At 69.9% G+C, this 21,261-nt stretch carries 19 protein-coding genes; 8 read left to right on the top strand and 11 right to left on the bottom strand.

What is annotated here, in order from left to right:
* Positions 1-20: 20 nt before the first annotated feature.
* Positions 21-329: a hypothetical protein gene (locus Afe05nite_RS04420; protein WP_203815665.1), complete on the top strand. Its 309-nt coding sequence runs from the start codon at positions 21-23 to the stop codon at positions 327-329.
* A 51-nt stretch (positions 330-380) separates the two neighbouring features.
* On the opposite strand, the gene Afe05nite_RS04415 is transcribed toward Afe05nite_RS04420, so the two are convergent.
* On the bottom strand, positions 381-1,394 hold the full coding sequence (locus tag Afe05nite_RS04415) for an endonuclease/exonuclease/phosphatase family protein (protein ID WP_203815664.1): 1,014 nt from the start codon (positions 1,392-1,394) through the stop codon (positions 381-383).
* Positions 1,395-1,445: 51 nt separating this feature from the next.
* On the opposite strand from Afe05nite_RS04415, the gene Afe05nite_RS04410 reads away from it, so the two are divergent.
* Positions 1,446-2,477, top strand: a complete 1,032-nt coding sequence (locus tag Afe05nite_RS04410) for a P1 family peptidase (RefSeq protein ID WP_203815663.1) — start codon at positions 1,446-1,448, stop codon at positions 2,475-2,477.
* 16 nt (positions 2,478-2,493) lie between these two features.
* Here Afe05nite_RS04410 and Afe05nite_RS04405 read toward each other — a convergent pair whose 3' ends face one another.
* Both Afe05nite_RS04405 and Afe05nite_RS04400 read right to left on the bottom strand, forming a co-directional pair.
* Positions 2,494-3,837 carry a M16 family metallopeptidase gene (locus Afe05nite_RS04405; protein WP_203815662.1) on the bottom strand — a complete coding sequence of 448 codons (1,344 nt, stop codon included), beginning with the start codon at positions 3,835-3,837 and terminating at the stop codon, positions 2,494-2,496.
* A complete protein-coding gene (locus tag Afe05nite_RS04400) occupies positions 3,834-5,147 on the bottom strand; it encodes a M16 family metallopeptidase (RefSeq protein ID WP_203815661.1) in 1,314 nt (437 codons plus the stop codon). Before Afe05nite_RS04400 ends, Afe05nite_RS04405 begins: the two co-directional genes overlap by 4 nt.
* Before the next feature lie 78 nt (positions 5,148-5,225).
* On the opposite strand from Afe05nite_RS04400, the gene arfB reads away from it, so the two are divergent.
* From arfB to Afe05nite_RS04385, 3 genes are all read left to right on the top strand, one after another.
* Positions 5,226-5,666, top strand: a complete 441-nt coding sequence (gene arfB / locus Afe05nite_RS04395; RefSeq protein ID WP_203815660.1) for an alternative ribosome rescue aminoacyl-tRNA hydrolase ArfB — start codon at positions 5,226-5,228, stop codon at positions 5,664-5,666.
* Positions 5,667-6,681: 1,015 nt separating this feature from the next.
* Positions 6,682-7,380: a hypothetical protein gene (locus tag Afe05nite_RS04390; protein WP_203815659.1), complete on the top strand. Its 699-nt coding sequence runs from the start codon at positions 6,682-6,684 to the stop codon at positions 7,378-7,380.
* 685 nt (positions 7,381-8,065) lie between these two features.
* Positions 8,066-9,070: an endonuclease/exonuclease/phosphatase family protein gene (locus Afe05nite_RS04385; protein WP_239117548.1), complete on the top strand. Its 1,005-nt coding sequence runs from the start codon at positions 8,066-8,068 to the stop codon at positions 9,068-9,070.
* A gap of 20 nt (positions 9,071-9,090) precedes the next feature.
* Here the strand turns inward: Afe05nite_RS04385 and Afe05nite_RS04380 are convergent, their stop codons facing one another.
* On the bottom strand, positions 9,091-9,369 hold the full coding sequence (locus Afe05nite_RS04380; protein ID WP_203815658.1) for an Rdx family protein: 279 nt from the start codon (positions 9,367-9,369) through the stop codon (positions 9,091-9,093).
* A gap of 179 nt (positions 9,370-9,548) precedes the next feature.
* Here Afe05nite_RS04380 and thrS point away from each other — a divergent pair, with 179 nt between their 5' ends.
* Positions 9,549-10,745: a threonine--tRNA ligase gene (gene thrS / locus Afe05nite_RS04375; RefSeq protein WP_203815657.1), complete on the top strand. Its 1,197-nt coding sequence runs from the start codon at positions 9,549-9,551 to the stop codon at positions 10,743-10,745.
* On the opposite strand, the gene cimA is transcribed toward thrS, so the two are convergent.
* The gene (gene cimA / locus Afe05nite_RS04370) at positions 10,742-12,328 is read right to left on the bottom strand and encodes a citramalate synthase (RefSeq protein ID WP_203815656.1); all 1,587 of its coding nucleotides are present in this window, start codon (positions 12,326-12,328) and stop codon (positions 10,742-10,744) included. The genes thrS and cimA overlap by 4 nt on opposite strands.
* Before the next feature lie 200 nt (positions 12,329-12,528).
* Here cimA and Afe05nite_RS04365 point away from each other — a divergent pair, with 200 nt between their 5' ends.
* On the top strand, positions 12,529-13,278 hold the full coding sequence (locus Afe05nite_RS04365) for a tyrosine-protein phosphatase (RefSeq protein ID WP_203815655.1): 750 nt from the start codon (positions 12,529-12,531) through the stop codon (positions 13,276-13,278).
* A 378-nt stretch (positions 13,279-13,656) separates the two neighbouring features.
* Here the strand turns inward: Afe05nite_RS04365 and Afe05nite_RS04360 are convergent, their stop codons facing one another.
* Complete coding sequence (locus Afe05nite_RS04360; RefSeq protein ID WP_203815654.1) at positions 13,657-14,754, bottom strand: branched-chain amino acid aminotransferase; 1,098 nt, start codon at positions 14,752-14,754, stop codon at positions 13,657-13,659.
* Positions 14,755-14,829: 75 nt separating this feature from the next.
* Entirely contained in the window at positions 14,830-15,861 is a 1,032-nt protein-coding gene (locus Afe05nite_RS04355) for a 3-isopropylmalate dehydrogenase (RefSeq protein ID WP_203815653.1), read from the bottom strand.
* A gap of 411 nt (positions 15,862-16,272) precedes the next feature.
* On the opposite strand from Afe05nite_RS04355, the gene Afe05nite_RS04350 reads away from it, so the two are divergent.
* Complete coding sequence (locus Afe05nite_RS04350) at positions 16,273-16,614, top strand: hypothetical protein (protein ID WP_438867584.1); 342 nt, start codon at positions 16,273-16,275, stop codon at positions 16,612-16,614.
* Here the strand turns inward: Afe05nite_RS04350 and serA are convergent.
* The 4 genes from serA to ilvN all read right to left on the bottom strand — a co-directional run bounded on the left by serA (position 16,600) and on the right by ilvN (position 21,226).
* Positions 16,600-18,198: a phosphoglycerate dehydrogenase gene (gene serA / locus Afe05nite_RS04345; protein ID WP_203815651.1), complete on the bottom strand. Its 1,599-nt coding sequence runs from the start codon at positions 18,196-18,198 to the stop codon at positions 16,600-16,602. The genes Afe05nite_RS04350 and serA overlap by 15 nt on opposite strands.
* 86 nt (positions 18,199-18,284) lie before the next feature.
* Positions 18,285-19,526 (bottom strand): mannosyl-3-phosphoglycerate synthase, encoded by a 1,242-nt coding sequence (mpgS, locus tag Afe05nite_RS04340; protein WP_203815650.1) that lies wholly within the window; start codon positions 19,524-19,526, stop codon positions 18,285-18,287.
* Between the two features lie 154 nt (positions 19,527-19,680).
* Positions 19,681-20,694, bottom strand: coding sequence for a ketol-acid reductoisomerase (ilvC, locus tag Afe05nite_RS04335; protein WP_203815649.1), 1,014 nt, complete (start codon positions 20,692-20,694; stop codon positions 19,681-19,683).
* Between the two features lie 16 nt (positions 20,695-20,710).
* Complete coding sequence (gene ilvN / locus Afe05nite_RS04330) at positions 20,711-21,226, bottom strand: acetolactate synthase small subunit (RefSeq protein ID WP_020518072.1); 516 nt, start codon at positions 21,224-21,226, stop codon at positions 20,711-20,713.
* Positions 21,227-21,261: the final 35 nt, after the last annotated feature.

The raw sequence follows: 21,261 nt of genomic DNA, 5'->3' as shown, positions 1-21,261 counted from the left end.
CGAGTGCATCGTCGGAGAGGTTGACCGGCGGGGACGAGACGAATCCCGAGCCCGACGCCGCCGAAACCGTGGTCGATGCCGAGGCCGGCACCACAGTTGCGACAATCGCCATCGTCGACACCACCGCAGTGGTGGTGAAAATAGTGACGGCCGACCGCAACCCTGATTTGATTCTCATGAAATATCCCCCGTCAGGTCGAACCGCATTTGGGGCTCGACTTGATTTCGAAGGTAGCCATCACAAATATGAGTCTCAATATTCTTCACCGTTGTCTAAGCAAGGTGGACGGTCCGATAGCCCGGATAGCCACCGGCTCATTGAACATTGAGGGTCCACGCTGAGTAATACCGAGACGAAGGTGTGGCGCCGATGGCCGCCGTCACCGTGCGGTCGGGACCGCCCCGGCCGCCGGCACGGTCAGCTCGGCGATCACGGCGCGGTGGTCGCTGCCGGCCACCCCGTGCACGGCGACCTCGCGTACGCCGACGCGCCTGTCCACCAGGACGTGGTCCAGCGTCACCGGGGGCAGCTTCTCCGCGCCGTACGGTCCCCAGGTCGGCACCAGGCCCTTGCCCACCGCGTCGGCAGCGTCCCGGTAGCCCTGCCGGATGAGGGCGCGCACCGGGGCGTGGTCGAGGGTGGAGTTGAAGTCGCCGATCAGGAGCACCGGATTACCGTTCGGCGCCGGGACCGGCTCGGCGGCCAGGTCCGCGCGCCAGTCGGCGAGCGCGGACACCGCGTACGGGGCGAGCGGGTGGGCCGACTCGACGGTCAGCGGGGTCGCGCCGGGCGGCTCGACCGTCGCGTACGCCTGCCGGTTCTGGCCTTTCCCGGTCACCGAGCCCGGCCCGGTGACCGGGAAACGGGAGTACAGACCGGAACCCGTGGTCCCGGCGACGTCGGCCAGCGCGTGGTAGGGCAACAGCCGATCCAGGCCGGCCGCCGTCAATCCGTTGCGTTCGACCGGGGTGAACTCCTGCAATGCCAGCACCGACACGTCGTTGTCGCGGACCAGCCGCACCACCGCGGCCGGATCGGCCCGCCCGATGTACACGTTGATCGTCATCACCGTCAGTCGCACCCCGCCTGCCGGTCCCCGGTCGGCGTCCGGCAGGGCTCGCGGCAGCACGCACGCCGCCAGCACCGCCACCACGACCGCGGCCACCGCCGCCACCAGCCACTTGCGGGCCACCAGGGCGATCAGCAACGGCACCAAGGCCCAGACGACGACGTACGGGGTGAAGGCCAGCAACTGCACCAGCGGGCCCCGCTCCCAGCCGAACAGGCGCACGACCGCCCACAGCAGGCCGGGCAGCGCCAGCAGGGCCGGCAGCACCGCGCGGGTCACCCGCCGGGCCGGCCGCACCCCGGCCGGTGTGCTGGTGATCGTCATGGGGCCGAACCTAGCGGTCCCCCGGCGCGGAATCCGGCTACTGTGAGTGGCGTGACCGGAATCAGACCCGGACGGCTCAACGGCATCACCGATGTGGCGGGCATCCGGGTCGGCCATTACGAGCGAATCGGCGACGGATGGCTCACCGGGACGACCGTGGTGCTGGCGCCACCGGCCGGCGCGACCGGCGGGGTGGACGTCCGCGGCGGCGGTCCCGGCACCCGGGAGACCGACCTGCTGGACCCCCGCAATCTGGTGGACCGGGTCAACGCGGTGGTCCTGGGCGGTGGCAGCGCGTTCGGTCTGGACGCGGCGGGCGGCGTGATGCGCCGGCTGGCGACGGCCGGCATCGGGTTCCCGGTCGGGTCCGAGCCCGGCCAGGTGGTGCCGATCGTGCCGGCCGCGGTGCTGTTCGATCTCGGTCGCGGCGGTGACTGGTCGGCGGTCCCGGACGCGAGTTTCGGCGCCGCCGCGTTCGACGCCGCGAGCGCGGGCCCGGTGCCGATGGGCACGGTCGGCGCCGGCACCGGCGCGGTGGCCGGCGGTCTCAAGGGCGGGGTCGGCTCGGCCAGCGCCGTCCTCCCGCCCGACCCCACCTCGCCGACGGAGATCACGGTCGGGGCGCTGGTCGCGGTCAACGCCGTCGGCTCCTGCGTCGACCCGGCAACAGGGGCCCTCCACGGTTTGCCGCTGCTGCTGCCCGACGAACTGGCCGTTGCCGACTTCCCGCCCGTTTCCGGGATGCCGGCAACGGCGCGGAGCGACGGTCCGGGCGTGGGCCTGCACACGACCATCGGAGTGGTGGCGACGGACGCCGCTCTCACCAAGGCTCAGTGCCAGAAACTCGCCGGGGTCGCGCACGACGGGATGGCCCGCGCCGTTCGGCCGGTGCACTCGATGTTCGACGGGGACACGATTTTCGTGCTGGCGACCGGGGACGGGCCGGCGCTCGGGCTGACCGCGTTCAACCGGCTGCTCGAAGTCGCCGCCGACGCCGTCAGCCGGGCGATCGTGCACGGCATGCTGGCCGCGACCGGCGCCGGCGGCTTCCGTGGTTACCGGGAGACGGCGGGGCCGGGATAGCCCCGCCGTCGTCCGGTCAGATCTCGGCGTCCACGACCTCGCCGACGCCGGCCGCGATCAGCTCGTCCCGGAAGGCCGCCGCGTCGCCCTCGACCACCAGGGTCAGGCCCTTGGGGTTGAGGTGGGCAGCCGCGGCCGCCGACACCTGGTCGACCGTCGCCTCCAGATATTCGCGGCGCACCGCGGGATAGTAGTCGTCGGGCAGGCCGTGCAGCACCAGCGTGCCCAGCGCCCCGACGATCGCCCCCGGCGTCTGCATCTCCACCGACAGCTGCCCGGCCCGCCACGACCGGGCCACCGCCAACTCGTCCTCGGTGACCCCGTCGACCTGCGTACGGTCGATCTCGCCGAGGGTGTCCACGATGGCCGGCACGGTCACCGCGGTCTGCACGCCGGCCGCCACCTCGAAACGACCGAACCGGCGCGACATCGCATAACTGCCCCGGATCCCGTAGGTGTAGCCCTTCACCTCACGGATCAGGTGGTTGAGCCGGGAGGTGAACGCCCCGCCCAGCACCGTGGCGGCCAGCGTCATCGGGACGTAGTCGGGGTTGGCCCGCTCGGGCGCGCGGTGCCCGAGACGCAGCGTCGACTGCACCGAACCGGGCCGGTCGACCAGGATCACCCGGCGCTGGTCGCGGGTCGTCCACGGCAGCGTTCCGCCGGCCGCCGGCGCGGTGGCGGTGGTGCCGTCGAACGCCGCCTCGCCGAGCGCGGCCAGGTCGAGGGTGTCGAGGTCGCCGGCGATCAGCAGCACGCCCGGGGTGAGCAGCCAGGACCGGTGGAACGCGAGCACGTCCGCAACGGTCACCGCGGCCACCGACGCCGGGTCACCGTGCAGCGGACGGCCGAACCGACCGGTGCCGAACAGGTCGGAGCGCAGGGTGGCGTCGGCGCGCGGACCCGGTTGCGCCCAGTCCATCCGCAGCGCCGTCACCTCGTCGTCGCGCACCCGCAGCACGTCGGCGGGATCGAGCCGGGGCGTGCGGGCCGCCTCGGCGGCCAGGCGCACGGCGTCCAACAGCAGCGGGACCGGCGCGGACACGCCGACCCGGAACGAGTCCCAGTCCACCGACGGCGACAGCTCGGCGCCGAGGCCCTCGAGGGCGAGGGCGTAGGCCGCCGAGTCCCGCGTCGCCGTGCCCTCCTCGAGCGACTTGGCGAGCACCGTCGCGGTGCCCTCACGGCCGTCCGGCTCGTGCGCGGCGCCGGCGTCGAGCATCAGCATCGCGCTGGCCAGGAGCTGGCCCGGCAGGTGGGCGGCGATCACGGTGCCGCCACGCACGCTCACCCGGCGGATCTCCGGGAAGGTGTACGGGCGAGCCTCGCCCGTCCCGGGTCGGGTTGCCACGAGGGTCATTTGTCGTCCTCCGGGAGATAGGTGAGCGTCACCCGGGATTCGGGCTTGAGCGCGTACGCGGCGGCCTCGGTCACGTCGTCGGCGGTCACCGCGAGCCACTGCGGGAGCCGGTAGGCCACCGTGGCGGGATCGCCGAACTGGGTCGCATACCGGCCCAGGGTGTCGGCCCGGCCGCCCACCGTGGACATCGACCGCCACCAAGCGGTGGTCAGCAGCGCCTTGGCCCGGGACAGTTCGTCCTCGGTGACCGGCTCGGTGACCAGACTCGCCACCACTTCGGACAGGCCGTCCTCGAGTTCGGCCACGTCCACCCCGTCCTTCGCCGTCGCCGTGATGATCAGCGGCGCGGCGGCGTGCGCGAGGTCGACGCCGTACGAGCCCACATAGTCCGGCTGGGCGATCCGTTTGCCGTCGGCGAGACGCTGGTAGAGGCGGCTGCCCCGACCGTTGCCGAGGATGGTGGCGAGCACGGTCACCGCGTCGTAGCCGGCGGTGCCGAAGGGATGCGTACGGTGCGAAAGGTAGATCCGCGGAGCCGGCACCGCCGCCGTCACCGTTTCCCGCACCGGGGTCGTCGCCGGCCCGGTGAGGTGCCCGGAAGGCGCCGGCGGGATGTCCGCGACCGGCTCGAGGGCCCCGAAGTATTTCTCGGCGAGGGCGAACACCTCGTCCTTGCTGGTGTCGCCGACGACCGTGAGCACGCAGTTGTTCGGCGCGTAGTACTGCTGGTGGAACGCCTTGAAGGTGTCCAGGCTCGCCGCGTTCAGGTCGGCCATCGACCCGATCGTGGCGTGATGGTAGGGGTGGCCGGGCGGATAGAGCAGCTCCAGCAGGCGCAACCAGGCATCGCCGTACGGGACGTTCTCGTACCTCTGCCGCCTCTCGTTCTTCACCACCTCGCGCTGGTTGTCCAACGTCTCCTGGGTGAGGGCCGGAACGAGGCCGCCCATCCGGTCGGCCTCCAGCCACAGGGCGAGCTCGAGGTGCTCGGCCGGCAGGGTCTCGAAATAGTTCGTCCGATCCGGGTTGGTGGTCGCGTTGAGCGACCCGCCGTTGCCCTGCACGAGCCGCATGTGCTCGGTTTTCCGGACGTGCACCGAGCCCTCGAACATCAGGTGCTCGAAGAGATGCGCGAAGCCGGTCTGCCCGGCCGGCTCGTGCCGCGAGCCCACGTCATACCAGAGGTTGACGCAGACGACCGGCGAGCTCCGGTCCGCACTGACCACGACCCGCAGGCCGTTCGCCAGTCGCGTGGTTTCAATTGGCCACGGATAGCCGGTGGTGACAACCGGCGCACTTGGGGACGTCACCCACCCATACTGCCTCGTGGGTCAACGCCTGCCGCGCTTGATCGATAACCGCGTGGCGGTCTTGCCGCCCCGAGTGCCATGCTGGGCGGCGTGCTTGAGGATGTCCGGGTCAACGACCGTCTGACGATTCCGGCCGCCGAACTCTCCTGGCGCTTCTCCCGCTCCAGCGGACCGGGCGGCCAGGGTGTCAACACCACCGATTCGCGCGTCGAACTGTCCTGGGACCTGGCCGGCTCCCCACTGCTGCCGCCGGCCCTGCGGGAGCGCGCACTCTCCCGACTGGAACCCCGCCTGGTCCAGGGCGTGCTGACCGTCGTCGCCTCCGAACACCGCTCCCAGCTGCGCAACCGCGAAGCCGCAGCCGCCCGCCTGGGCGGCATCGTAGCCGCCGCCGTAGCCGCCCCACCCCGCCTGCGCCGCGCCACCCGCCCCACCAAGGGCTCCGTGGAACGCCGCATCGCCAGCAAAAAACGCCGCGGCGAAACCAAGAAGAACCGCCGCTCCTTCCCCGGCGACTAGCCCGCTGCCTCGCCGGCCCCAGCGCCGCCGTGAACCCTGATCCTTCGCGCGTCGGTAACCCCTCCGCGCCAGCCCGGTAATCGCATCTCGGCCGCAGGCCACACCCCGATCCGCCCCGGTTTCGACATAACGCCGCGAGCCCCGCCCTCTCCCCGCCGATGCCGTGCCACCGACCCCTTCGCGCCCCCAGCCGCCGCCAGACCCACCTCCTCTCCCGCCAGGCCGTGCCACCGACGCCCTTCGCCCTACCAGCAGCCGCCGCCGAGACGCCGACCTTCGAGACGCCGCAGACCCTGACCACCTGTCCCACCCCGCCGCCCTGCCTCGGCTCGGCTGGGCCCCCACTCGGTCGACCCCACCCGGCCTGCTGCCTCGGGTCGGCTGCCTGTCTTCTCGCCAGAGGAACGGCCTCCGCCCGGGTCCGGCGCCTTCCCTCAGCCAGCGTCTCCACCCAGCCCAGCGTCCCCGTTCGGCCAGCAACAATCGCCCAGCCAGCAACAAACGCCCAGTCAGCCGCTTTGCGGCCGCCGGGGAAGGCGGGACGAGGCGGCGGCGCCCGGGTGGCCTTTGTTGCACGAGGGGCCGCTTCCTGTAGTCCGACGACCGCTTCTGGTTGGCCGACCGCTTCTGGTTGGCCGACCGCTTCTGGTTGGCCAGTTGGTCTCGCATGACCAGCCCCATCGGCCGGCTCCACCGGACCGGCCAATTCCACCGAGTCAGCGAACTCCTCGCCAGCTGCTGCTTCCCGCCGGTCCGGCTGCGCCGGGGCTACCACTGGCCCGCCGGCAACGGCCTGTACTTGCCTGGCCACTTGCACCCGGCCGGCTATTTCGGCTCGGCTGGTTACCTCCGCCGGTCCCTCCACCTCCACATGGCTTGCCACTTCCGCTTGGCTGGCGGCTTCAGCACAACTGGCCACTTTCGGCGGGCTCGCCACTTTCGGCAGCCTCGCCACTTCAGCACGGCCGGCCACTTGGAGCCGCCTCACCACTTCCATCCGGCTGGCCGCTTCCACATGACTCGCTACTTCAGTACGGCAGGCCACTTCGGCTGGGCTCGCCACTTCACCCTGGCCGGCCACCTCGCCCTGGCCGGCCACCTCGCCCTGGCCGGCCACCTCGCCCTGGCCGGCCACGTCGGCAGCGCCGGCCACCTCCACAAGGCGGACCACCTCCGCTCGGCCGACCACCTCGGCAGGACCAGCCATCTCCGGTCGGCCGGCCACCTCAGGGCCGGCCACCTCAGGGCCGGCCACCTCCACTGGGCGGGCCACCTCGGCAGGATTCGTCGTTCCGGGCCGACTGACCACTTTGGCCCGGTTTACAACTTCCGCTTGGTGGTCGGCCCGGGTCCCGTCGGACAGGGCGGCGCCGGCGGGGCGAGGGCGGCGGGTCGGGGCGGCTTCTGGCTCCTGAGTTGCCGACGCGGAACTGTCTGCGCTCGCGAACTGCTCGGCGGGGCGAGGTCGGACCTCAAGCGAAGGCAGGTCATGGCTGCTCGCGGCGTCGCGGCATTCGGGCGCCAGCGGGCGGGTCGGGAGCATGTCGTCATCCCAGATCAAGGGAGGGATGCGCTCGCTGTCGTCGTGCAGGCCAACGGCGCGGCATCCGGTGGAGCATCCGTGCAAACGGCACAGCTTGCGGGCGTGGCGCTGAGTCAGGCCCCACCGCCGATGCCGCTCGTGCTCACGGCGGAATGCTTCACCGGCTGGTGAATAATTGCGGGCCTTGCTTCGATCGCGCATGGCGGCGGTTGCCGAGACCGAGAATAGCTGCAGCTGCCGCATGGCTATATTTTCTCGCGCCGACAATCGCCAGACATGTTTTCGATCATGCCAAAATCAGAAAGGAGGCAATTTGTTCGACGAATCAATGAACAATTTTCGAGCCGGGCCCAGTGGCTGGCAACGCCTCGTGAAGAAACACCCAAAACAGTCGGCAAGACTCGCGAAGAGGAGGAAATGCCCCAAGGAGGCGACGGCAACCCGCGAAGGACGCCGGCAACGATCGCAGCGGACCACAGCAGCAGGAACCAACAGCGGGAGAACCGGCATCGCCCGGAGAAACGGCACACAGAGAACAAGGGAAGCGGAGAACCAGGGAAGCGGGGGTAGCGATGGGAAGCGCGGCAGCAGGAGCAGAACCGGCCGCGCGGAAGGAGGACCAGACGCGGCGGCGCGGGGCGGGACGCGGCGCGGGGCGGGACGCGGCGCGGGGCGGGACGGGCGCGGCGCGGGGCGGGGCGGGCGCGGGAGGAGGACCAGGCGCGGGAGGACCGACAGCAGAGGAACCAAAAGCGCAGAGGAACCAAAAGCGCAGAGGAACCGGACGCGTGAAGAGGTTGTGCAGAGGTGGTGATGACCAGGGCTGGGTGGGCCACGCGCGGCTAGCCTCGGCAGTGTGAAGATCGTCAGCACGGCGGCGGTGGTGCGGCCGATGAGCGTACCGAGAAAGCGGCGCAAGATGGTCAGTGTGCTGTTGTGGCTGCTGATCGTGCCGGCTGTGGGGTGGCTCGTGTTTCGGCTCGGGGGCTGGGAGCGGGGAGCGCTCGTGCAGCTGATGGCCTTCACACCGTACGTTGCCGGCTGGAGCCTTGTGCCCGTCGTGCTTGCGGTCGTGGGGCGGCGCTGGACCACCGCGCTGGTCGCGTTCGTCGTGGTGCTCGCCTATGCGATTGTGGTGTTGCCGCGGGCGCGCACCGGCGACTCGGGGCCGTCGCGTGGGGTGGAATTACACGTCATGACAAGCAACATGTTAATCGGCGGCGCCGATCCGGCGACGATTGTGCGGCTTGTCGAGGATCGGCAGATCGACGTTCTGGCATTGCAAGAGTTCACCCCGAACGGGCGGCGGGCGCTGGAGAACGCCGGCCTTCTGAAATTGCTTCCCTATTCTGCGCTGGGCGACGAGCCCGGTGCGTCCGGCTCGGGAATTTACGCACGCTTTCCGATTTCCGGGGGCGGGGACAAGCGAAACGGCGGCGGCTTCCGGCAGGCGTACGGGACGGTTCAGCCCCCGGGTGCGGCGCCGCTCGTGTTCGAGTCGGTGCACACGCGGGCGCCGGTGAGTCCGGCCGAGAACAAGCTGTGGCAGTCCGATCTCAAGGACGAGCCGAAGCCCGATCCGGGTGGACCGCCCCGCGTCCTGCTCGGGGATTTCAACGCGACGCTCGACCACCGTTCGTTGCGGGCGCTTGTCGGTTCCGGCTATCGGGATGCGGGCGACGCCACCGGCAGCGGACTCGTCCCCACCTGGCCGTACCTGGAGCACCCGGGCATCCCGCGGGTCACGATCGACCATGTTCTGGTGGACGAGCGAATCGGCGCCCGCAAATTGGCCGCGCACCGCATCCCCGGCAGTGACCACCGCGCCCTGATCGCCGAGCTGATCGTTCCGGCCGCCTGAGGCCCGCGGGGTGGGTGCGGTCAGCCGGCCCGGTCGGTGTGGCCGAGGTCGCGGTCCGGGGCGACCCGGTCCCGGACCTGGCGCTTGAGGTCGGCCAGCTCGGGGAAGCCGCCGTCGGCCTTGCGGGACCACAGCGTCTCGCCGTCCAGGCGGATCTCGAAGACGCCGCCGATGCCGGGGACGAGCGCGACCTCGCCGAGGTCGCGCGGGAACGTGGTCAGGACTTCCTGGGCGTACCACGCGGCGCGCAGCAGCCAGCGGCACTGGGTGCAGTACTCGATCTCCAAGCGGGGCGTCACCGGGCCAGCCTAATTCGGATGCGGCCATCTCTCCGGGCGGCCTAACCTGGCCGCATGATGCGCAGGTTCGTGACGACGACGCCGGTTGTTCCCGGCGTTGATCCGCACTGACTTGATCACTCCGGGCGAGATGCCCGGAGTGCTGGGGTCTCGCCCTCTTTCCGCAGGGAGACCCCACCATGTCTGTCGACCATCGCAAGCTCGGGCGTGCGCTCGACCTCTTCGACTCCGACCCGCTGATCGGCGCCGGTCTGCCGTTCTGGATGCCGGACGGCGCGGCCGCCCGGCACGCCGTGGAGTCCTATCTTCGCGAGCTGGAGCGCCGCAACGGCTACCGGCACGTCCATTCCCCGGCGCTGGGCAAACGCCAGATGTACGAGATGTCGGGTCACTGGCGCAACTTCGCCGACGACATGTTCCCGCCCATGCAGCTCGGCGGGGACGAACTGGTGCTGCGCCCGTCCCAGTGCCCGCACCACGCCCTGATCTTCAAGTCCCGCCAGCGGTCGTACCGTGACCTGCCGCTGCGGATCGCCGAGATCGGGCCGATGTTCCGCGCCGAACGGTCCGGGGTGCTCGGCGGCCTGGCCCGGGTGCGGCACATCCAGCTCGACGACGCCCACAACTTCTGCGCCCTCGACCAGGTCGGTGACGAGGTCGAGGCGGTGCTCCGGCTGATGCGCAAGGCGCACGCCGCGCTCGGCTTCGAGCCGTCGGCGTACCGCCTGTCGTTGCGCGGCTCGTCCGGCAAGTACGCCGGCGACGACGCCATGTGGGAACGCGCCGAGGGTCTGCTCCGCGGGGCGCTGGCCGGGCTCGAATACGCGGAGGCGCCCGGCGAAGCGGCGTTCTACGGGCCGAAGATCGACGTGCAGATCCAGGACTCGGCCGGCCGCGACTGGACCCTCGCCACCATCCAGGTCGACTTCCACCAGCCCGGACAGTTCGGGCTGGAGTTCGCGGCCGCGGACGGTGGGCGGGAGAGGCCGGTGATGGTGCACCAGAGCCTGGTCGGCTCGATGGAACGCCTCTTCGGGCACCTGATCGAGGTGCACGGTGGTGCTTTTCCGGCCTGGTACGCCCCGGTGCAGCTCGACGTGCTCCCGATCGGCGCCGAGCATGCCGGGGCGGCCCGCCGGCTGGCGGACGCCGCGATGGACGCCGGCCTGCGGGCCGAGGTGCACGACGACGGGTCGATCGGGGCACGGATCCGCGCGGCCGCCGAGCGCAAGATCCCGTACCTCGGGGTGATCGGCGACCGCGAGGCCGCGGACGACCTGGTCGCGCTGCGGCTGCGGGACGGACGACAGTTGCCCCCGGGTCCGGCGGCGGAGGCGATCGCGCTGATCGCCGCCGCCGCGCGGCTGCCGCTCTAGGCCGCGGTGGTCGTCCGGGCGAGGCCGTAGGTGAGCGCGTCGACGAGGGCGACCCAGCTCGCCTCGACGATGTTCTCGTGGACGCCGACGGTGGTCCAGTCGCGGTTGCCGTCGCCGCTCTCCAACAGCACCCGGGTGACGGCGTTGGTGCCGTGCGTACCTTCCAGGATGCGCACCTTGTAGTCGGTCAGTTCGACGGTCTTGAGCTGCGGGTAGTGCTGCGAGAGCGCGACCCGCAGCGCCTCGTCGAGCGCGTTCACCGGGCCGTTGCCCTCGGCGGTGGCGATCACCCGCTCGCCGCGGACCCGCACCTTGACGGTCGCCTCGGACACCACCGAACCGTCCTCGCGGTGCTCGACGAGCACCCGGTAGGACTCCAGGTTGAACGGGCGGACGTAGCCGGCGCCGGGCAGTTCACCGCGTACCAGCAGCTCGAACGACGCGTCCGCGGCCTCGAACGACCAGCCGCCGGCCTCCAGGTCCTTCACCTTCTGGGTGACCGTGGTCAGGGTGTCCGGGTGGCCGGCCAGGTCCAGCCCGAGCTCGCGACTCTTGAGCTCGATGCTGGCCCGGCCGGCCATCTCGGTCACCAGGATCCGCATGTCGTTGCCGACAACCGACGGGTCGACGTGGTTGTAGAGCAGCGGATCCACCTTGATCGCGCTCGCGTGCAACCCCGCCTTGTGAGCGAAAGCCGCGGCCCCGACGTAGGCCTGGTGGGTGTCGGGGGCGATGTTGGCGATCTCGGCGAGCGCGGTGGAGACCCGCGTCGCCTTCTCGAGGCAGCCGTCCGGTAGGACGTTCAACCCGAGCTTGAGCTGTACGTTGCTGACCGTGGCGAACAGGTCGGCGTTGCCGGGGCGCTCGCCGTAGCCGTTCGCGGTGCACTGGAAGTGCTTCACGCCCGCCTCGACGGCGGCGATCGTGTTGGCGACCGCGCAGGACGTGTCGTTCTGGCAGTGGATGCCGAGCCGGTCGGCGCTGACCCCGGTGCGCTCGACGACCTCCTCGATCGCCTTGGTGATCATCGACGGGAGCATGCCGCCGTTGGTGTCACACATGACCACGCGCTCGGCGCCGGCCTCGAACGCGGCCTGCACCACGCTTGCCGTGTACGCCGGGTCGTGGCGGAAACCGTCGAAGAAGTGCTCGCAGTCCACGAACACCCGCCGGCCGTTCGCCCGCAGGAACCGGACCGTGTCCCGGACCATCGCCAGGTTCTCCTCGCCGGTGGTGCGCAGCGCCCGCTCGACGTGCCGGATGTCGGATTTGGCGACCACGCAGACAACCGGTGTCTCGGCGTCGATCAGCGCCTTGACCTGCTTGTCCTGCTCGACCGCCACGCCCGCCTTACGGGTCGCGCCGAACGCGACGAGCAGCGCGTTCTTGAGGTCCAACTCGGTCTTGGCCCGTTCGAAGAACTCGGTGTCCTTGGGCATGGCGCCGGGCCAGCCACCCTCGATGAAACCCACACCGAACTCGTCCAGCAGCTTCGCGACCGCGAGCTTGTCGGCGACCGAGTAGCTGATTCCCTCGCGTTGCCCGCCGTCGCGCAACGTGGTGTCGAAGACCTGGTAGTCCATGGGGGAGATCCCTTTCCGAGGATGGTTTGGCTGGCCCAACAAAAAGACCCCCCGCGGATGCGGGAGGTCAGCACGTCGGCGAATCGTCAGCCGGCGCGCTAGGTGCCAATAATCAGCACGGGGTGGGTCACGACATGAAGCATGCCACTCTCGGCTCTCGTGGGAAGCGTTGTTCCACCTTTCGAGACTAGGTTGGGTTCGTGGTGGCCGACTCGTACCCCCGGAATCTCGGTTTCTCGAAGACCTACAACTTCCGTGACGTCGGCGGGTACGCCGGCCTCGACGGTCGCACGGTGCGCTGGCGCAAGCTGTTCCGCTCGGACGCGCTGCACCGCCTCGGCGAGCAGGACGCGGCCGCGTTCACCGAGCTCGGCGTGCGCACGGTGATCGACCTGCGGCGGCCGTTCGAGATCGAGAAGTACGGCCGGGTGGCCGAACATTACGGCCTGGACTACCGCAACCTGGTGCTCGAGCACGTCGACTGGGAACAGGTCGAGCACTCGAGCGACGTCGTCCACGAACGCTGGCTCGCCGACCGTTACCTGAACTTCGCCGAGGACGGCCACGAGGCCCTGCTCGCCTCCCTGCGGATCATCGCCGACCCGTCCCGGGCGCCGGTGATCGTGCACTGCATGGCAGGCAAGGACCGCACCGGCACCGTCTGCGCGCTCACCCTGTCCCTGCTGGGCGTGTCCGACTCGGACATAGCCGCCGACTACGCGCTCACCACGTCGTCGATGAAGCGCCTGACCGACTACCTGCTCGAGAATCACCCGTCAGCGGTCCTGGGCAACGAGCACATGTTCGACTCCCCGCCCGCTGCCATGCTGCTGTTCCTGTCCGACTTGCGGGCCTTGCACGGCTCGATCGAGAACTACGTACGCGAGATCGGCCTGCTCCCCGCCGAAATCACCGCCCTGCGAGCCCACCTGTTGTCCCCGCTTTCGTAGTGGGTCGACGCCGCGACGTGGCAGCGAGGCGCCATGATCCGACCGACGTGCGGTGGGGCGGGGCGTGCGGCGGTGCTGCCCGCGAGAACAGATCGTGATCGGCCACGCCCCGCACCATCGCCGCCATCGACCAATGGCTCGGGGCCGTAGGAAACCCGGTCTGGTCGGCCCGGCGCAGCCGCCGGCAGCCGGAGGCGCGGATACGGCCGCCACCGGCGCGGAATGTTCGCTCAATTGGCATCCAGCCCGGCCTGCCGGACCCACCACCCCCACCGCGTACACAGCGCGGCAGCCAGACCGCTAAGCGCAGCGGGCCCGCTCAGCCCGACCATGCGCCAGGCCGTGAGCGAGCCAGGTCCAACCGCAAGGAGACACCGCTCAGAGCACCCGATGCACCCAGGAGAACGGGTCAGCAGCCCGCCCCCGCTGAATATCGACGAGCTCCTTGCGAAGCCCCATGGTCACCGAGCCGGGACCGCCATCGGCCACGGTGAACTCGAAATCCGGGGACTTGACCACGCCGATCGGCGTGATCACCGCGGCCGTGCCGCAGGCGAACGCCTCGCGGATCCGGCCGGACGCCGCGCCGTCGCGCCACTCGTCGATGCTGACCGGTCGCTCCGCCACCTTGCGGCCCGCTCGCTGGGCCAGTTTCAGCACCGAATCGCGGGTGATGCCGGGCAGGATCGTGCCGGTCAGCGGCGGGGTGGCCAGGCTGCCGTCGTCGAGGACGAAGACGACGTTCATGCCGCCCAGCTCGTCGACGTATTTGCGCTGCACCGCGTCGAGGTAGACGACCTGGTCGCAGCCGTTCTCGATGGCCTCGGCCTGGGCCGACAAGCCGGCCGCGTAGTTGCCGCCGCACTTCGCCGCGCCGGTGCCGCCGGGGGCCGCGCGGGTGAAGTCGGGGCTGACCCACACCGACACCGGCTTGACGCCGCCCGAGAAGTAGGCGCCGACCGGCGAGGCGATCACCAGGTAGAGGTATTCGAGCGCGGGGCGCACCCCGAGGAAGACCTCACTCGCGTACGCGAAGGGGCGTAGGTAGAGGCTGCCTTCTTCGCTCTGCGGGATCCACTCCTGGTCGATCCGGATCATCTCGCGCAGCGACTGGAGGAACGTGCCCTCCGACAGTTGCGGCATGGCCATCCGCTGGGCCGACTGGGCGAACCGGGCCGCGTTGGCGTCGGGGCGGAACATCGCCACGCCACCGTCGGCCATCTTGTACGCCTTGAGGCCTTCGAAGATCTCCTGCGCGTAGTGCAGCACCGCCGACGCGGGGTCGACCGAGATCGGCGCCCGGGCCTCGACGCGGGCGTCGTACCAACCCTTGCCGTCGGCGTAGCGCACCGTCGCCATGTGGTCGGTGAAGATGCGGCCGAACCCGGGGTTCACCAGCAACGCGTCGCGCTCGGCGGCGGCTACCGGTGCGGGGTTCGGACGGATCTCGAAATCGAGGTTGTCACCACCGCTCATGGCGTCGGGGACCTGCTTTCTGGCGTGCGGAAAATTGTTCCCCGAAGATACCCCGAACGGCCGTTAAGACAACGCTCAGAGTGCGGTGGCGATCCGGTCGCCGACCTCGGCGGTGCGCAGGTCGGCGCCCGGCGTGCGGGACGCGACCTCGGCGGCGACCGCCTCGGAAACCCGGCGGGCCTCGTCCGCATGGCCCAGGTGCTCGAGGAGCAGCGAGGCGGAGAGGATGGCGGCGGCCGGGTCGGCGATGCCCTTGCCGGCGATGTCCGGCGCCGAGCCGTGCACCGGCTCGAACGTCGACGGGTATTTGCGTTCCGGGTTGACCGAGCCGCTGGCTGCCATGCCGATGCCGCCGGTCACGGCCGCGGCGATGTCGGTGATGATGTCACCGAAGAGGTTGTCGGTCACGATCACGTCGTATCGCTGCGGGTTGCTGACCATGAACATGCTGGCCGCGTCGACGTGCTGGTATTCCGTGGTGACGTCGGGGTGTTCGGCGGCGACGGCGGCGAACGTGCGCGCCCAGAGGCTGCCGGCCTTGGTCAGGACGTTGGTCTTGTGCACCAGGGTGAGGTGGCGGCGGTCGCGGCGCTCGGCGCGGGCGAACGCGTCGCGGATGACCCGCTCGACGCCGTACCGGGTGTTCAGGCTCTCCTCGGTGGCGATCTCGGCGGGGGTGTCCTTGTGCAGGACGCCACCGGCGCCGACGTAGAGACCTTCGGTGCCCTCCCGGACCACCACCATGTCGATCTCGCCGGGCTTGATGCCGGCCAGCGGGCTCGTGGTGCCCGGCCACAGCTTGGAGGGGCGCAGGTTGACGTATTGGTCGAAGTCGAAGCGAAGCTTGAGCAGCAGGCCGCGCTCGAGGACGCCGGGCGGGACGCTCGGGTCGCCGATCGCGCCGAGCAGGATGGCGTCGTGCCGGGCCAGCTCGTCCTCGATGGCCTGCGGCAGCACCTCGCCGGTGCGGTTGTAGAAGCGGGCGCCGAGGTCGTAGTCGTCGAACTCGGTGCCGGGGAGCACGGCCTCGATCACCTTTCGGGCCTGCGCGGTCACCTCGGTCCCGATGCCGTCCCCGGCCACCACCGCGATGCGCGCCACGCTCACTTTTCGCTCCCTCACGTCGTTTGTTGCGAGACAGGCTAGCCCCGCGTCCCGGATTACGGTAACGCGGTCCCAAGGGATGAAAGGCCGGTTGGTCGGCCTTCAGTCCGCTCAAGGGTGGCGGGTGGAGTGGAGGACGTGCGAACAGCCCCCGGATCGCGGCAAACGATCACGGGGGCTGATGCGACGATGACGCGTGGCTCGGTCCCGCCGGATTCACCGTCGCACGGCTCGCGGGGCAGACACGTCACCCGAAGACGAGTCCACCGGCGGACTGCACGACAGGGACAACGCTAGCGATGCGGACTAAAGACGCGCAAGACGCATCCCCCGCGTGTCGGCGCCGTTCTTCCCGCGTGTCGCCCGTCGTGATGGCACCATGCGCCGGTGAGTTTCGACCTAGTGGTCTGGGCGATGAACAAGACGGACCCGCCGTACGCGGTGCGGGACGCCAACGCGCGTTGCGCGCGCGGAGAGCACCCGCAGCGCCCGGCCGACCCCCGCGTCGTCGCCTTCTATGATGCCTTGACCAGTAACTACCCCGACCGCGGCCCGCGCGCTTCGGCCCCCGGTTCGCCGTGGGCGCACGCTCCGCTGCACGCCGCGGCCGACCACATCGAGATGCGGCTGGACGAGAACTGCCCGGACGTGGTGCTCGAGACGATCGAGCGGCTGGCCGCCGAGCTCAACCTCGACCTGCTCGACCTGCAGGACGGCACCGTCTATCCGCCGCCCACCCGGTCATTCGCTTCGTAGGTCGACGAGCGCGCCGCGCGCCGCCCCGACCGCCTCGGCGACCGAGGTGAGCAGGTCGGCGTCGACCGACGAGTCCAGTGTGAGGGTCATCAGCGCCGCACCGCCCGCCTCGGTGCGGGCCACCTGCATGGCCGCGATGTTCACCCCCGACTCGCCCAGCAGGGTGCCGATCGCGCCGATCACGCCGGGCCGGTCGCTGTAGCGGAAGAAGAGCAGCACCCCGTCGGCGGTCAGATCGATGTCGAAGTCGTCCACCCCGGTCAGCCGGCAGATCTCCCGGGTGCCGGTGACGGTGAGTGTGCCGGCCACGCTCACCCGGCGCCCGTCCGGCAGCGCACCTCGTACGGTCACCAGGTTGAGGTGTTCGCAGGGCTCCTCGCTGATCGCGAGCTCGACGTCGACACCACGGTCGGCGGCCAGCTGGGGCGCGTTCACATAGGTCACCCGCTCGTCCACCACCGACGCGAACAGCCCTTTCGTGGCCGCCAGCTTGAGCACGCCGACGTCGTGGGTGACGATCTCGCCCCGCACCTCGACCGTGACGCCGGCGGCGACCCCGCCGGCCACCGCGGTGAACACCCGGCCGAGCTTTTCGGCGAGCGAGAGCAGTGGCCGTACGTCCTCGTCGACCACCCCGCCGGCCTGCACGTTCACCGCGTCCGGCACGAATTCGCCCTGGAGCGCGAGTTTGACGCTGCGCGCCACCGACAGCCCGGCCTTGTCCTGCGCCTCCGCGGTCGACGCGCCCAGATGCGGGGTGACCACGACGTTCTCGAAGGCGAACAGCGGCGACTCGGTGGTCGGCTCGGTGACGAAGACGTCGAGTCCGGCCCCGGCCACCCGGCCCTCGGCCAGTGCGACCGCGAGCGCCTGCTCGTCGATGAGGCCACCGCGGGCGGCGTTGACGATGCGGACGCCCGGCTTGACCAGGCCGAGCTCCTTCTCGCCGATCAGGCCGAAGGTCTCCGGCGTACGCGGCAGGTGCACCGAGATGAAGTCGCTTTCGCGCAGCAGTTCCTCGAGCCCGACCAGGCGCACACCGAGCTGGGCGGCGCGGGCCGGCTGGATGTACGGGTCGTAGGCGATCAGCCGGGTGCCGAACGCCGCCATCCGCTGGGCGAACAGCACCCCGATGCGGCCAAGCCCGACCACGCCGACGGTTTTGCCCTGCACCTCGACCCCGGTGTAGCGGGCGCGCTTCCACTCGCCGCTCTTGAGCGACCGGCTGGCGCTGGCCGTGTTGCGGGCGACCGCGAGCAGCAGCGCGATGGCTTGTTCGGCGGCGGACACGATGTTGCTTGTCGGCGCGTTGACCACCATGACCCCGCGGGCGGTGGCGGCCGGCACGTCGACGTTGTCGAGGCCGACGCCGGCCCGCGCGACGACCTTGAGTTGACGCCCGGCGCCGAACACCTCGGCGTCGACGCTGGTGGCGCTGCGGATGATGAGCGCGTCGGCCGCGGCGACGGCGGTCAGCAGGGCGGCTCGGTCGGTCCCGTCGACGTGGCGGACGTCGAAATCGTAGGCAAGGACATCGATGGCGGACGGGGCGAGTTCCTCGGCGATCAGAACGACGGGAGTCAATGCGCCTCCATACGTTTTCGCGACGCGTGCCGCGAACGTATCGTGCCGCTGACTCCCGCCGTCCTGTCACATATTTGTGACCGGCGTCACATTATGCGCCGAGGAATTCGCGCCCGGTCGACCGGTGGCGAAGCCGGCATCCCGGCCGCCGCGAGCCCGTCCGGCTGTCGGAAGCTGAGCGCCTCGGCGTCCAGCGCGTCGTAGAGAAGGTCCAGGTCGAGCGTGCCGACCGGGGGGTAGATCCGCTCACGTGGCGGCTCCTGGCCGGGCCCGAGCGCGCCCTGCTCGATCATGAACTCGAGGATCTGCTGCCGGATCGCCGGCAGCGTCACCGGCGAGTGATAGAGAACGTTGAGGGCCTGCATCCGCATGCCCTGCACATGCTCCTCGCCCTTGTTGTCGTGGAAATGCGGGTTCCGGGTCTCGATCTGCATGACCGGTACGGAGTTGGCCATGACGTCCGCACTCGTGCTCTCGAGAATGCCGCCGAACTGCTCGAACAAGTCCATGTACTCGTACGGCTCGACCGCGAAACCACCGGCCAGACGCAGTTTGAGGCCCAGGTCCAGAGACATGGCGTGCTCGCCGGCATTGCCGGTGGCGATCACTTCCGTGCCGAAACCGGAGTACTCCGCGAGGAACCGGTTCAGCCACTCGTTGGTGATCTGCGAGCTGCGTCCCTTTCGGCTGAAGAACAGCCGGTTGTCGCGCAGCTTCGGCTTCGAGTGCCAGGAGATGCGGACCATCGCGTACGGCGAGTCGGCCAGGTGCAGGCCGGCCGCGTAGACCTTGCAGTATTCGTGGACCGAACCCGGCACGTAGTTGTCGGCGTCCACATATCCGATGTATCGCCGACCGCTCATCGCCGCCAGCGCCATGCCGATCAGCATGGCTTCGCCCTTGCCGCTGCGCACCAGGCCCGAGTCGTCGATCAGCTCGGGCAGGCCGGCCGCCTTGAACGCTCCGGCCACGCCCGGGTCGCGCTGATGCACGGTGATCGCCGGGCGCCCGGCCAGCCGGCAGTATTGCTCGACGGTCTGCGCCTCGATCTCGTAGCGGTCGACCGGGGCGCGGTCACTGTTCGACACCAGAACTATCAGGCAGTCGTGCGGAATGCCGGAGAGCACGCCCTCGATGACGCCTCGTGTCTCATTCATGCAAGGCACGACGATTACCATTTGCGATTCGACCGCGTGCAAAGCATCCGCTCCGACGATACGACTGCCGGCCGCCGCCGACATGCCCGAGTCCAGCTCAATCACGCGCTGCAGCTCGTGAATCCGAACCGCGCCGAAACGCTCACTCCGGAAAGATTCAGCCAGTCGCATGCGGGGAATGTACCCGCATCGGAGCACTCCTAAGTGCCTGAACGACGCACAATTCTATTTCGGCACCAAGCAGGTTAGCGGCATGTAACTTGGACGTTTCGAAAATGCGTCGGCGCCCGCCTTTGTAACAAAGGCGGGCGCCGCGGTGGAAGCGTCAGGCGGTCTCGGTGATGGGCCGGTCGACCCAGCTCATCATGTCGCGCAGCTTCTTGCCGGTGACCTCGATCGGGTGGTTGGCGCCCTGCTCGCGGTACTTGGTCATGAGCGGGCGGCCGTTGTCGTCGTCCTCGATCAGCTGGCGGGTGAACTCACCCGACTGGATGTCGGCGAGGATCCGCTTCATCTCGGCCTTGGTCTCGGCGTTGATGACCCGCGGGCCGCTGACGTAGTCACCGAACTCGGCGGTGTCCGAGACGCTGTACCGCATCCGGGAGATGCCGCCCTCGTACATCAGGTCGACGATCAGCTTGAGCTCGTGCAGGCACTCGAAGTAGGCGATCTCCGGGGCGTAACCGGCCTCGGTGAGCACCTCGAAACCGGTCTGCACCAGCGCCGCGGTGCCGCCGCAGAGCACGGCCTGCTCGCCGAACAGGTCGGTCTCGGTCTCTTCCTTGAAGGTGGTCTTGATGACGCCGGCGCGGGCCCCACCGATCGCCTTCGCGTAGGAGAGCGCGAGCGCGAGGCCGTCGCCCGTCGGGTCCTGCTCGACCGCCACCAGACACGGCACGCCCTTGCCGTCCACGTACTGGCGGCGCACCAGGTGGCCGGGGCCCTTGGGGGCGACCATCGCGACGGTCACGTCGGCCGGCGGCTTGATGAGCTCGAACCGGATGTTGAGGCCGTGGCCGAAGAAGAGCGCCTTGCCGGCGGTCAGGTTCGGGGCGATCGACTCGGTGTAGATCTTGCGCTGGGCGGTGTCCGGCGCCAACACCATGATCACGTCAGCCCAGGCCGAGGCCTCGGCCGGCGTCTTGACCTCGAGGCCCTGCTCCTCGGCCTTGGCCCGGCTCTTCGAGCCCTCCTGCAGACCGACGACCACCTCGACGCCCGAGTCGCGCAGCGACAGCGAGTGGGCGTGGCCCTGGCTGCCGTAGCCGATCACGGCGACCTTCTTGCCCTGGATGATCGACAGGTCGGCGTCGTCGTCGTAAAAAACTTCCGCGGTCATTTCTTTCCTTTGTGAATCAGGCGGCGCGGAGCGCCGGGCCGGTCGTGATGGAGCGGGAGCCGCGGCCGATGGCCACCAGGCCCGACTGCACCATCTCCTTGATGCCGTACGGCTCGAGGTCGCGCAGCAACGCGTCCAGTTTGTCGGGGTTACCCGTCGCCTCGATAGTGAGGGTGTCCGGGGCGACGTCGATCACCTTCGCCCGGAACAGTTCCACCGTCTCGAGGACCTGGCCGCGCTGCGCACGGTCGGCGCGCACCTTGACCAGCAGGAGCTCGCGCTGAACCGACTGCTGGGGGTCCAGCTCGACGATCTTCAGCACGTTCACCAGCTTGTTGAGCTGCTTGGTCACCTGCTCCAGGGGTGAGGAGTCGGCGTTGACCACGATCGTGATGCGGGAGACGTCCGGGTTCTCGGTCTCGCCCACCGCCAGCGAATCGATGTTGAAGCTACGCCGGGAGAACAGCCCACTGACCCGGGCCAGCACACCGGGCTTGTTCTCGACCAGCACCGAAAGCGTGTGCTTGTTCATCTGAGCCTCCTGGTCATGTCCTTCTGGCCCTCGTC

The sequence above is a fragment of the Paractinoplanes ferrugineus genome (assembly GCF_016862195.1).
Classification (GTDB): Bacteria; Actinomycetota; Actinomycetes; order Mycobacteriales; family Micromonosporaceae; genus Actinoplanes; species Actinoplanes ferrugineus.
Note: the sequence above shows the minus strand (reverse complement) of the source record. Positions and strands in the feature narration are given on the sequence as shown.